The organism is Zobellia laminariae (genome assembly GCF_030553095.1).
GTDB lineage: Bacteria > Bacteroidota > Bacteroidia > Flavobacteriales > Flavobacteriaceae > Zobellia > Zobellia laminariae.
Window position 1 is genome coordinate 3,389,762 of the sequence record NZ_CP130738.1, and the last position, 12,850, is coordinate 3,402,611.

The 12,850-nt window shown below is 36.9% G+C and carries 10 protein-coding genes; 4 read left to right on the forward strand and 6 right to left on the reverse strand.

What is annotated here, in order from left to right:
• Positions 1–8 precede the first annotated feature (8 nt).
• From Q5W13_RS16240 to Q5W13_RS16265, 6 genes are all read right to left on the reverse strand, one after another.
• On the reverse strand, positions 9–3,338 hold the full coding sequence (locus tag Q5W13_RS16240; RefSeq protein ID WP_304443726.1) for a VCBS repeat-containing protein: 3,330 nt from the start codon (positions 3,336–3,338) through the stop codon (positions 9–11).
• A 123-nt stretch (positions 3,339–3,461) separates the two neighbouring features.
• On the reverse strand, positions 3,462–4,370 hold the full coding sequence (locus tag Q5W13_RS16245; RefSeq protein WP_304443727.1) for a RagB/SusD family nutrient uptake outer membrane protein: 909 nt from the start codon (positions 4,368–4,370) through the stop codon (positions 3,462–3,464).
• Complete coding sequence (locus tag Q5W13_RS16250) at positions 4,346–4,948, reverse strand: RagB/SusD family nutrient uptake outer membrane protein (RefSeq protein WP_304443728.1); 603 nt, start codon at positions 4,946–4,948, stop codon at positions 4,346–4,348. Before Q5W13_RS16250 ends, Q5W13_RS16245 begins: the two co-directional genes overlap by 25 nt.
• A 10-nt stretch (positions 4,949–4,958) precedes the next feature.
• The gene (locus Q5W13_RS16255; protein WP_368662568.1) at positions 4,959–7,859 is read right to left on the reverse strand and encodes a SusC/RagA family TonB-linked outer membrane protein; all 2,901 of its coding nucleotides are present in this window, start codon (positions 7,857–7,859) and stop codon (positions 4,959–4,961) included.
• Positions 7,856–7,987 carry a hypothetical protein gene (locus Q5W13_RS16260; protein ID WP_304443729.1) on the reverse strand — a complete coding sequence of 44 codons (132 nt, stop codon included), beginning with the start codon at positions 7,985–7,987 and terminating at the stop codon, positions 7,856–7,858. The genes Q5W13_RS16255 and Q5W13_RS16260 overlap by 4 nt, the downstream gene beginning before the upstream one ends.
• A gap of 501 nt (positions 7,988–8,488) precedes the next feature.
• Entirely contained in the window at positions 8,489–9,733 is a 1,245-nt protein-coding gene (locus Q5W13_RS16265; RefSeq protein ID WP_304443730.1) for an MFS transporter, read from the reverse strand.
• A gap of 485 nt (positions 9,734–10,218) precedes the next feature.
• On the opposite strand from Q5W13_RS16265, the gene Q5W13_RS16270 reads away from it, so the two are divergent.
• The 4 genes from Q5W13_RS16270 to Q5W13_RS16280 all read left to right on the forward strand — a co-directional run bounded on the left by Q5W13_RS16270 (position 10,219) and on the right by Q5W13_RS16280 (position 12,846).
• Entirely contained in the window at positions 10,219–10,653 is a 435-nt protein-coding gene (locus Q5W13_RS16270; RefSeq protein WP_304443731.1) for a Gfo/Idh/MocA family oxidoreductase, read from the forward strand.
• Positions 10,654–10,673: 20 nt separating this feature from the next.
• Entirely contained in the window at positions 10,674–11,513 is an 840-nt protein-coding gene (locus tag Q5W13_RS16275; protein ID WP_304443732.1) for a Gfo/Idh/MocA family protein, read from the forward strand.
• A gap of 191 nt (positions 11,514–11,704) precedes the next feature.
• Positions 11,705–11,986 (forward strand): hypothetical protein, encoded by a 282-nt coding sequence (locus Q5W13_RS25185; RefSeq protein ID WP_368662278.1) that lies wholly within the window; start codon positions 11,705–11,707, stop codon positions 11,984–11,986.
• The gene (locus Q5W13_RS16280; protein ID WP_368662279.1) at positions 11,950–12,846 is read left to right on the forward strand and encodes a formylglycine-generating enzyme family protein; all 897 of its coding nucleotides are present in this window, start codon (positions 11,950–11,952) and stop codon (positions 12,844–12,846) included. Before Q5W13_RS25185 ends, Q5W13_RS16280 begins: the two co-directional genes overlap by 37 nt.
• Positions 12,847–12,850: the final 4 nt, after the last annotated feature.

Here is a 12,850-nt window from a genome sequence, read left to right on the forward strand (position 1 = left end):
GAAAGGGACTATTGTAATGATAGTCCCTTTTTCTTTTTCAGTTCAATAAATTGAAGGTAGTCATTGTTTTTTGCAGCGATAATATACGGCTGAGAGTTTAATTGTATCCTAGCCATGTTCTTCACATCGCCTGAAACGAAAAAGCCACTGTCTGATGGCGGAATAGCTGTGAACTTTCCTTTACCATTACCTTCTAAAAATAACCCATGACCGGCATCGTTACGAGGTGTTTCAACTTCAGAAGCATAAAGGTTTCCTGCTACTAGGATATCCAGATTGCCATCTAGGTTATAATCATCTATTAAAATCTCATTAATGCTAGACGTTTGGGCTAAAACTGGAAGTTCGTGAACTATGAATTTCCCATCTTTATTTTCTAAATAGATACTAGCAAAAGATTTGACTTGATAGTGCAGTGCAGACTCTAGAGATTTTTCGGTGTATACATCCTCTAAAGTAGCTTCTGCAAAACTCTCGTAATCCTGAAATTTTTGTTTAATGGCAGGTATCTGTTGCGATGAACATCCGCGGCCACGAACGGGATATTGCTTACCGTCATTATAATAACTAAGTACAATATCTTGATTGTTGTCCTTATCAAAATCGCTAACGAAAATATCAAAAGTCTCTTCTTCGGTAGCCTTGTATTTGTAGTTTTGGCCGTTGTTACCAACAACATAATCCATATCACCATCATTGTCAAAATCACCCTCTTGTACGCTCCACCACCAGCCAGTGGTATCTTTTGTTAATCCCAAAGATTCAGAAACTTCTTTAAAGCCCGTTTTGGTATTGTGGAACATACGTATAGGCATCCATTCGCCAACAATCATAATATCTTGTCTACCATCATTGTCATAATCTGTAATTACGGCACTGGTAGCCATTCCAAGGTTTTGAAATTCTTTGGGTTGTATTTCCTCAAAAATTTCAAAACTAACCTTTCCGTTACTACTCGTATTTTTTAAAATGTGGCTCGTAGCAGGGCTGGGATAATTTTTAGGAACCTGTCTACCTAATACCAAAAGGTCAGGTTTACCATCACCGTTAAAATCTGATTGATATACTTTGGAACCGCTTATTTTTAAATCTGGTAAAGCAGTAGCGTTTGCTTTAGTAAAATTTCCTAGACCATCATTTAGGTATAATCGGTCTTGGAGAGCTTCGGAGTTATTTGAAAATTCATAACCACCACTTACTACGAACAGGTCATTATCGCCATCACCATCGGCATCAAAAATTAAAGAACCAGAATCCTCACTTCTAATATCATCTTCTAAAAAGGTGGAAGGTTGTTTTTGAAACCCAGTTGAAGTTTGCGTAAATAGACTACCCACATTACCGGAAGAACCTCCAACAAAATAATCCTCTAAACCATCATTATCAAGGTCTCCAACCGCTAAAGTTGGGCCAAAAGAAGACATCTTATGTGGAAGTAAAACCTGATCCTCAAAATCATCATAGTTGTTTTCTATATGTTTATATCGAGGAAACTTTGATGTCTTATCCGTGGAGAATATTTTGGATTTAGAGATGTTTTCATCGTTGTCTACAATAGCATTATTAAAATCCAAAGTCAATGCTTGATTAGCCTCAACGGTATTTAACTTTTGAATTTTACCATTAGGCCATACTACTTTTAACTCATCCACTTTAGAAGCATCTCCCAATCCAAAATGAAGTACAGGAGAAACGGAAGACTGAAAACCTCTGGTAAGCGTTAGTTCTTGCATTTGGGTTTTCCCGTCAATGGTAACATAAACGCGAGACCCAAGACCAAACTGATTACTCTGATTACCTTTGAATTTTATCTGGATATAATTATTGGTTTCTGAAGCATTATTTTTGAAGATCGAAGCTTCATCATCTATGTTATTGGTAATAAGTTCTAAATCACCATCATTATCAAGATCTGCATAAGCTACCCCATTAGAAAAACCTTTAAATTCAATGCCCCAATCTTTGTTGGCTCTTTTGAATTCTAGATTCCCCATATTCTTGAAAATGAAATTGTCTATCTTCTCCGATGGTATTTTTTGACTTAGCTCTAATAATGTATCGCTTTTTATTTTTATGGATTTAAGCTTATTGAAGTAGTCATTATTATTGATTTCACGTCGCGTACCGTTGGATACAAAAAGGTCTTTGTGCCCATCATTATCAAAATCTGCAAAAAGAGGACCCCAACTCCAATCGGTAGAGGAAGTGCCGGTTATTCTGGAAACATTAGAAAAATGTGGAATGCCATCTTCAAAAACTCCTGAGTTAACCTGCATGCAGTTATGCATATATTGGTAATGGAATCCGGCATTGACTACATCCCAAAATAGTTCAGGATTCATACTGGCCATGTTGGCTTTCTTTCGTCGGTTGGACTTCGCATCCATATCAACCTGAAAAATATCTAGATTTCCATCATCATTAAAATCGGCTATGTCTGCACCCATACCATAAAATGCCGTCTGTGAAGTAGCCTCTTTCACCACTTCTTTAAATGTGCCATCTTGGTTATTGATGTACATGAAATCAGGAGAATTAAAATCATTGGAAACGTAAAGGTCAGGCCAAGAATCATTATTAAGATCACCTGCCGTAGCACTTAATGAAAGTCCATATGCCTTTAAACCTGACGCTTCGGTAACATCAGTAAAGGTATTTCCGTTATTTTGGTACAAATGCCCAGATTCATTGTCTTTGACATTTTCCATTTTATAGACATAGGCAAAAGTGGGAGAATCAAATTGAGTAGGAGGGTAGTTTGCAACAAATAGGTCTAGGTCACCATCTTTATCATAATCAAAAAAAGTAGCTTGTACACTATTTCCAATGTCATTTAGACCATATTCTGCAGCTTTTTCAGAAAAGGTTTCATCCCCATTATTGATGTATAGTTCATTGTCTTTTGGTCCAAATTTACCACCTACAGAACAATAGATATCCAAAAGGCCATCTGCATTTACATCTGCCATGGTTACGCCAGTATACCAGCGGTCATCGCCAGAAATACCTGCGTTTTCTGTAATATCTTCAAATTTAAGCTCGCCTTTATTTAGGTATAACTTATTGGAAACTTGGTTACCGGTAAAAAAGAGATCTACTAAACCGTCATTATTGATGTCGCCACTTGCCACACCACCGCCCATATATAAATAGGAATAGGTGAAATAATTTAAGGAATCATTTTCAGTAAGGGTATTGTTGAAGTTGACACCTGTTTGGTCAGATTTTAAGCCAGTAAATATTTTACTATTCGTTTTGGTTTGTTCTTTGGTACAACTTCCCAAGAGAAGAATAAAAAACGAGTATACTAAGGTTTTACTGTAAATATTTATATCCATTTGTTCGTGTTCAAAATTTTAAGATACAGTTTTTTAAAACTAGAATAGAAACAAAAAACAGTGTGTCGACCAAAACACACTGTTTTAAAATTACTAACTCAAAACTAACTAAAATTAAGCGTTTTAATATCCTGCGTTTTGGTCAGCAGCAGAGATGTTTACGTTTGCATCTATTTCAGGTTGAGGTATTGGTAAAAGCTCATGCTTACCTGCTTGAAATTGCGTATTGGCTAATTCTGTACTAGCAATTCCCCAACGAATAATATCATTAAATCTAGTTTGCTCACCAGCCAATTCAACTTTACGTTCGTGCACTAAAGCATCAAATACTTCGGCTTTTGATAATCCAGTAGGTAGTGGGTCTAATGTAGCTCTCTCGCGAACTTGGTTAATATAGCCTATAGCAACATCTTGGTCGCCACCAGCTCTCATGCTCTCGCACTCCGCCATCATTAGTAATACATCGGCATATCTCAGATACTTAAAGTTGATACCTGAAGTTTGATCTTCGTTCGCATCTTTATAGTAGTTGTTGTATTTAGCCCATCCTGCATTACCACCTCCATTACTAGGAAAAGCATCTACAGTTAATGAACCATCAGGCCCAAAAGTATCACCGTTTACATAGAAAGATTGCTCAAAACGAATGTCTCCAATTTCATACTCTTCTAATAAGTCATCTGAAGGAAAAACATTAAACCAATCATTAAAACCATATTCCTGACCTCTAAAAGTAGCCTCGTTAGGACCTTGACCGCTTCGGTCTGAGTTCCACTGTGCACTGGTACCAAAATCATCATTATATTCAATTTCAAAAATGGATTCATCACCATGTTCAGTTTCTTCCATGAAATTATCAAAGTAGTTGTCTTCTAATTTATAACCATTTAAAGCGTTGAATTGGGTTAAAGCATCATCATACTGCTCTAAGAATAAATAAACTTTACCTAACAAAGCTTGTGCAGCTCCTTTAGTAGCTCGTCCGTTTTCTTCTTCGCCTTTTAATTTTAAAGTGGGTATAGCTTCTTGCAAGTCTTTGATAATCTGCGCATATATTTCAGAGCTAGGACTTTACCGGGACCAGAACCATCATCAGGTGGTAAGGTGGTCATAAGAGGGGCATCACCATATCTAGTCACGATGAAGAAATGAAATAAAGCACGCAAGAATTTTGCCTCGCCAATTGCCTTTTTCTTCAAATCGTCACTCATCTGAGATGGTAATATCTCATTAATTTTAGGAGCATTCTCTATAACAAAATTTGCTTTGTTAATACCTCTATAGCAACTTTCCCAATAGGCTCCTATAGCACCATGACTAGAGTCAAACGAAAAATCTAGATATTGACGTTTATCTGCTTCTAACTGGTTGTTTCCTCCATTTTCATGGGCCATATTATCCATCATAAAAAACATATGACGGCTATATAGACCTCTTGTCTGAAGGTTGGAGTATACGGCATTTACAGCAGACTGAACCTGAGTTTGGTTCGTAAAGAACGTATCTGGCGAAAGCTCGTTTGGATTCGTTAATTCTAATGAGTCTTCATTACACGAGAGCACAAGGCCGATCGTAGCTAAGACCGTTACTAGTATTTTAGTTTTTTTCATGATTTTTTTTTTAAAATGATAGTTGTACTCCAAGTAATACTGATTTAGGCTGTGGATAGTTTCCTCTATCTATTCCTAATTCATACTGGCTGTTTCCACCATTATTTGTCAAAGGGTTTCCTATTTCAGGGTCTAATCCAGAATAATCACTTATAGTAATCAAGTTCTGACCACTGATGTATATTCTACATTTAGAAAAATAATCTTCTAAAGCTGGATTATCCAATGTATATCCTAGAGTTATATTCTTTAGTCTGGTATATGAACCATCCTCTACAAAACGATCTGAAATTGAGTTGAAATTTTGATCATTTCCTCCTGCTGCAGGTACGCTGTTAGAAGTTCCTGGACCTGTCCATCTGTTTAATACATTAGTTCCTGCGTTGAATAACCTAGGCATACCTTCTAAGTCATAAATATTAGTGTTGTAAACATCTACACCAGATACACCAGATATAAATAGATTAAGATCTAATTGCTTGTAATTAGCATTTAAGTTTAGACCATACGTGAAGTCTGGGTAAGGATTTCCAATTTTTACACGATCATCTGCATTTATTTGCCCATCTCCATTTTGGTCCACGAATCTAATGTCGCCTGGGTTTACAGGAAACTCTCCATCAACAAGGGTTTGAGTTAAATTAGCGTCTACTTCAGCACGTGTTTGGTAAATACCATCGGTTTCATATCCATAGAAAAAGAACAAAGGCTCGCCTACTTCAATTCTAGAAATATTCTGTGATTCAAACGTACCACCAGAAAGTGACTCATTAGACCCTAATGACTTTACTTCATTGGTAGATGTTCCTATATTAAGGTTAGCAGACCATGTAAAATCTCCATCATAATCATTGTAGCCAAGACTAAATTCAACACCACTGGTTTCAACAGAACCTACATTTTCCGTTACAGAACCTGAATTGATACCTAATGATCCCGCAAGTGGACGGCTCATAAGTAAATCATCACTTGTATTATTAAAGTATTCAACAGCACCCGTCAATCTCCCATCAAAAAGGCCAAAATCCAATCCAATATTCTTCATGGTAGTTTCCTCCCATTTCAAATCAGGGTTAGCAAGTCCGCCTGCTGTTGTTCCTGTAGCAAGAACATCTCCAAAAGGATAAAAGAAATCTGAAAGTAAGGTTGCACTATATTGGTAATTATTAATACGGTCATTACCAGTTATACCCCAACTACCTCTTAGTTTTAAGGTATTAAATGCGGTATCTGTCAGAAAACTTTCTTTGGCAATATTCCAACCTAAAGCAACAGAAGGAAAAGTACCCCATCTATTGTTTTCTCCAAATCTTGAAGAAGCGTCACGTCTAATTGAGGCGGCAAAAATATACTTCTGATCAAAGTTATAATTCAATCTTCCCAAATAACCTAAGCGGTTATACTCGTATGTAAATGATTGCAAGAATGCTTTTTCAGAAGAAACTTGATTTAAATCATTAGTAATCGGGTTTTGACTGTTACTGTTTAGAAGTTCATCTACAGTTTCTTGTTTTTCCGCAAGAACTAAAAGGTCAAAATTATGTTTATCACTAAGAGTGAACGCATAGTTTAAACTGTTAGTTATCGTATAAGATTTTCTTAAGCTAGAATTCTTTGTGATTTCTGCAAAATCTGAGCTGTGTGTTGCTCCCTCACTATCATCATTATAAGAAGGCACAAAAATGTTGGTATTTGCATTTCTATATTCTAGGCCAACTTGGCTTTTGTATTTAAGTCCGTCAATAATTTCAAACTCTCCAAAAATACTACCAATAATGGAAGATGATTTGTTGATTTGTTCACCAAGCGTTTGAACTCTAATAGGGTTTTCACCATCTTGGCCGTCTAGAGCACTATTTGGGCCTTGAAAACCTTGTAAATTGTTTGGGTTATATATTGGCAAGTAAGGAGCCGCTTTTATAGCATGTTCAATTAAAGAACGGTCACCTAAATTTCTTTCTGGATTTTGTTTTTGGAAAGAAACGGCCATAGTTTCACCAAAATTGAACTTACCAACAGAAAAATTACTATTGGCCCTAAAAGAAAACCTTTCGAATCCGGTTTCGATTATAGCACCTTCTTGGTCCATATATCCGGCAGAAAATCTAAAGTTGTTATTTTCACCACCTCCAGAAAGACTAAAATCAACTTTCTGCATCACACCAGTTCTAAAGAGAGCATCTTGAAAATCTGTAGTGTTACCATTGGATTGTGAAAGGGGAGATGTTGGCGTAAAACCAAAAGCATCTTGTGCATATTGTAAGTATTGCTGTGTATTTAATAAATCAAACCTTTGATTTGAATAGTTAACACCTGTATAGGCATCAAGAGTTACCAAAGTCTTTCCTAATCTATTCCCTTTTTTTGTTGTTACCATTACAACCCCATTAGACCCTAATGAACCATAAATAGCTGTTGTAGAAGCATCTTTTAGAATGTTAATGGATTCGATATCATTGGGATTCAAATCGCCCAAACCACCAGCAATAATGCCATCAATAACATATAACGGGTCATTGTTATTCATTGTACCTAGACCACGAATACGTACTACTGGTGCGCTACCTGGAGAACCAGTGTTCAAAACTGTAACACCCGCAGCTCTACCTTGTAAGGCTTGATCTGCACTAGCCACAGGTAATGCCGATAATTCTTCGGCTCCTACTGTAGCTATAGCACCAGTTACTTCTGCACGTGATTGTGTACCGTAACCAACTACTACCACTTCATCTAAAGCTTCTGCATCTTCTTGTAGACTAACATTAATAGAAGTTTGACTTCCTACGGTGATAGTCTGAGTGGTCATCCCTATATAAGAGAATACCAGTTTATCAGTAGAGTTTACGTTAGAGAGGGCGTAATTACCATCAAAATCTGTAGTTGTACCATTAGTTGTACCTGCTACTATTATTGTAGCACCTTAAGCAAGGGAGTGCCGCTATCATCAGAAACTACACCACTTATTGTGGAAGTCTGTGAATAGGCAAACTGCCCGATCATTACAAGACATGCAATGACCGCATGTTTAAGTTTAATCATAATCATTGGTTTAGTTAGTTAATTATTAAGGTGTTGGTCTTATAAAGACCTCACTTGAACAAATGTATGTGAAGGGTTGAATGAGTAGTAGAAGATATGATGCATATACTGAAAATAATGTTGCATGATTCATTATATCACAATGTTTTTGGGGTAAAAAGAGGAATTCAGTAGTTTGAAGCTGTAAAATTTAGTAATATAATACATGTATGAAATAGAAGAAATATGAAGTAAAAAACCATATGTTACTCAAATTAATTGCTTTGAATAATACATATGTTGATTTCCATTGGGTTATTATAATACGATGGTGATGGTGTTTTGGGTATTGAGAGGCTAGTTATAATAAACGTAGAGTGTCTAGTATTCCTAAATGAAGAAATGGAGTACGAGCAGGAGGAAAGTGATAGAGAATACTTAAGAAGGTTATTAATGAATTAGGGGTATAAAAAAAGCCCGATATATATCGGGCTTTTTAATATAAATATATAATTCTTTAGTTTATGCAACTTCGGCTTCTGGATTTTCTTTTCTATTTTTCATCCAGAAATAGAGTAAGGTGAAAAGTACGATTAGAATTCCGGGAAATATGGTCATGGTCAATAATGTTGCTTGCCCAGATACTAAATCTAATTCATCGCCGGTAAAACCTTCTGCGGCAGCTTTTGCTTTGTCAGAATCAATCCATCCACCAATTATCGGTTGGAATATAGAACTAGAGAACATACCTACAGCACCAACAATAGAAAGACCTAATGCACCACTTTTAGGAATTTTATCGGCAACGAAACCAATCATGTTAGGCCAGAAATAAGCAACACCCAAGGCAAAGAAGATAGCGGCAACATAAGCCATAGCTCCTGTTTGAGTACTGAATAAGTAGATACCTAATGTAGCAAGTACGGCAGAACCTAAAAGAACGCCGGTTTGGTTAAATCTCTTTACCATATCTCCACCAAAGAATCTAGCCACCGCCATTAAACCTGCTGTTAATGCAAGGATAATCATAGGGTTGGCTCCACTTTTAGATAAAATAAGACCCACCCATTGGTTTGGACCAAATTCTGAAATTGCAGTCAGCGCCATACATACGAGCATGAATATAAAGAGCGGAGAAAACATAGCTTTGAAGTTTCCGCCTATTGTGGCAGCTTCTTCTACTTTAGCTTTTGGCCATGATTGTCCAAAGAACAAATACGCATAGACAAGTGTTGGTATAAGAATTAACCAAATTTGACTCTCCCAACTAAATGACAAATCGGTCATAAAACCTGAGACAAGACTACCAATGGCAATACCACCGGGAAACCACATATGAAAACGGTTCAACATTGTACTCATCTTGTTTCCTTGATATGCATCTGCAATCATAGGGTTACAAGCTGCTTCAGTACAACCGTTACCTAGGCCAATTAAAAGTGTTGAGACTAGAAGGCCGATGTAACTACCTGAATAGATGGTTAAGATTATACCTATGGCGTGCGCAAAGAAAGCGAATTGCATAATGGCTTTACCACCTACCTTATGGTAGATTAATCCACCCACAACCATAGACAATGGAAAACCTAAGAACCACATAGAATTAATAAAACCTAGTTGTTCACCACTTAAACTAAGTTCTTCTCCTAATTGGGGTAGAATACCTGCCCTAATACTGAAAGAGAAGGCGGTAGTAATTAACGCAAAGCAACTTGCGTAAAAAAGTCTGTTGGCGTTCGAAGCCATTTCAGTTGTTTTTGTTTCCATAAAATATTGGTTTGTTGTTTAAGCTGAAATTCGTAAAAGTATTTTTCAATACGTTTTTATTGCGAAAATCGAAACGAAAGATAAATCAAAAATATGTAATTGATAAAAAAAAACAGAATTTAACAACTAAGTATAACCTAGAATCTAGCCTTATAATTGGCATGTAAATATGGTTTTTTAACAACACATGTGTTAAATATACACTTGTTTAAAAGAAGTATGCTATCTTCAAGGTGCAAAAAGTCAGGTGATTAACTGCAAAAAGATAAAGAATTAGACTAATTGCGTTAGTATTCAATAGGATTGAACCTTTAGAAAACACCAGCTTGTAAAACTAACAATATTATAATTTTTTGATAATAATGTCCTTGTGGAAGTGAGAAAAACGCAAGGTTTAGTGAAATAAATTGCCTTATTATTTTTATATTCACACCTGCTTTATCCATAGTATACGTACCAGAATTAATATCAGAAATATTGAGAAAATGAAAGAAAACAAGACCAAAACCAGTATGATCAAAAAATCAAGAAGAGATTTTGTAAAAAACACAGCTTTGTTTACCGGCGGAGCTATGTTATTGCCAAACCTGCATATGAGCGGTATGGCAAATGTATTAGGAAACAAGAAATTAAAGTTGGCACTGGTTGGCTGTGGTGGTCGTGGTACGGGTGCAGCGGTTCAAGCATTAACTGCAGATGATAACGTAGAGCTTGTTGCTATGGCAGATGCTTTTGAAGATCGCTTAAAAGGTAGTTTGGCGAATATCTCTAAAGCTATGGGCGAAACCAAAAAGATTAATGTAAAGGAAAAGAACCAGTTTGTTGGTTTTGATGCCGCTACAAAGGCAATGGATTTGGCAGATGTGGTTATTTTGGCAACACCTCTGGTTTCCGTCCGCAACATTTTGAATACGCAGTAAACAATGGTAAACATGTGTTTATGGAGAAGCCGGTAGCAACAGATGTACCCGGTGTGCGTAAAGTATTGGCAGCTGCTAAAAAAGCAAAAGAAAATAAATTAAATGTAGTGGTTGGTCTTCAAAGACATTATCAAGACAGTTATTTGGCCGCTATTGATCAAATTAAAAAAGACTCCATTGGTAAAATTGTTTCTGGACAAGTATATTGGAACAGTGGTGGAGTTTGGGTTCGTGAGCGTCAACCGCAACAGAGCGAACTTGAATACCAAATGCGTAATTGGTATTATTTTAACTGGTTATGTGGCGATCATATTTTAGAACAACATATTCATAATATTGATGTAGCCAACTGGTTTGTTGGCGAATACCCTATTTCCGCACAAGGTATGGGTGGTAGGCAAGTTCGAAAAGGAAAAGACCATGGTGAAATTTTTGACCATCATTTTGTAGAGTACACCTATCCAAGTGGAGCTGTAATAGCAAGTCAGTGTCGTCATCAACCGGAAACTATGAGTAAGGTCTCAGAGTTTTTTCAAGGGACAAAAGGTACAGTCTACACTAAAGGAGATAATGCCACATTGACGGATTATAACGGAAACTCCATATTTGAACATAGAGGCAAAGAAGATCCAAACCCTTATCAAGTTGAACATATAAAACTTTTTGAATCTATTAGAAACGGCGGTGTTATTGCCGATGCGGAAAATGGGGCTAAAAGTACAATGAGTGCTATCATAGGTAGAATGGCTACCTATTCTGGTAAGGTTATTAAATGGGACGAGGCTATGCAGTCTAATATTGATTTGGCTCCCGATGAATTAACCTTGGGATTCTCCAGCTCCGGTACAGCCAAATGCTGATGGTACTTACAACATACCAAAACCTGGAGAAACAGTTGTGATTTAATTTATGAACTTCACAAAATAACAGTGTCCCCATGATTTTCGGGGACATTTTTTTGTTTCTGTTTTAAAAGAAACAGACGGGTTCTAAATTTAATGGTTAACCGAAAAATAGGGTTAACTTTGTTTTCCATTTTTCAAATATAATTATGCACAATACGATTAAAATTTACGCTTCTGTAGCAGTTCTTTGTTTATCCATAGGGTGTAAGGAAGATAAATCTCAAAAGGCAGAAGTAGTTGACGCTGCTGAGAAAATAGATGCTCCCAAAACCATTGAAGTAGATACTACGGTCATTAAAGAAATGCCCAAAGATGTAGCTACGCCTAAGGGAATGGTTTGGATTATGGCGCTGTGTTTTCTCAAGGAGCGGTTCCGCAAGATAAAGGGGCTATGGAGCATGAGAAGCCTGCACATAAAGTTGCGGTAGATGGTTTCTTTATGGATATCACCGAGGTTACAAATGACGATTTTAAAAAATTCGTAAAGGCAACGGGTTATGAAACCGTAGCGGAACGCCAAATAGATTGGGAAGAAATGAAAAAACAACTTCCTGAAGGCACTCCTAAGCCACATGATAGTATTATGCAACCAGGTTCTTTGACCTTTAGACAAGCTAAAAGTGCTGTGCCAAATCTTTATGACTTTTCACAATGGTGGAGTTGGACCATAGGCGCGGACTGGCAACATCCAAATGGACCAAAAAGCTCTATTAAGGGTAAAGGAAATTATCCTGTAGTGCACATTGCATACGAAGATGCTTTAGCATATTGTGAATGGGCAAATAGACGTTTGCCAACTGAAGCGGAATGGGAACGTGCTGCTCGTGGTACGCATTTAACAACAACGTATTCTTGGGGAGACGAAGACACTAAATTATCGGAAAAGGCAAATACTTGGGAAGGTGAGTTTCCCGTAACCAATGCAGAGACCGACGGTTATGGACTTCGTGCACCTGTAAAATCCTATCCAGCAAATGACTTTGGGTTATATGATATGGCAGGAAACGTTTGGGAGTGGACTAATGATTGGTACAATACCAACTATTACAAAGAATTGAATACAACGTATCCGGTGGCTAAAAATCCATTGGGAGCAGATCAGGCTTATAATGAAAGAGACCCTTATGCAAGAGAAAAAGTAATGAAAGGTGGTTCTTTTTTATGCAACGCCAGTTATTGCGCCAGTTATAGAGTTTCATCTCGTATGGCTACAAGTTTAGATTCATCATTAGAACATTTAGGTTTTAGAACCGTTGCTACGGCAGATATGGTTCGTAACTCAAAATAAACAA

Excerpts from the sequence above, each read along its gene's own strand:
- Q5W13_RS16240 (WP_304443726.1), bottom strand. The coding sequence starts at position 3,338 with ATGGATATAAATATTTACAGTAAAACCTTAGTATACTCGTTTTTTATT.
- Q5W13_RS16250 (WP_304443728.1), bottom strand. The coding sequence starts at position 4,948 with ATGAAAAAAACTAAAATACTAGTAACGGTCTTAGCTACGATCGGCCTT.
- Q5W13_RS16260 (WP_304443729.1), bottom strand. The coding sequence starts at position 7,987 with ATGATTAAACTTAAACATGCGGTCATTGCATGTCTTGTAATGATCGGG.
- Q5W13_RS16265 (WP_304443730.1), bottom strand. The coding sequence starts at position 9,733 with ATGGAAACAAAAACAACTGAAATGGCTTCGAACGCCAACAGACTTTTT.
- Q5W13_RS16270 (WP_304443731.1), top strand. The coding sequence starts at position 10,219 with ATGAAAGAAAACAAGACCAAAACCAGTATGATCAAAAAATCAAGAAGA.
- Q5W13_RS16275 (WP_304443732.1), top strand. The coding sequence starts at position 10,674 with ATGGAGAAGCCGGTAGCAACAGATGTACCCGGTGTGCGTAAAGTATTG.
- Q5W13_RS25185 (WP_368662278.1), top strand. The coding sequence starts at position 11,705 with ATGCACAATACGATTAAAATTTACGCTTCTGTAGCAGTTCTTTGTTTA.
- Q5W13_RS16280 (WP_368662279.1), top strand. The coding sequence starts at position 11,950 with ATGGAGCATGAGAAGCCTGCACATAAAGTTGCGGTAGATGGTTTCTTT.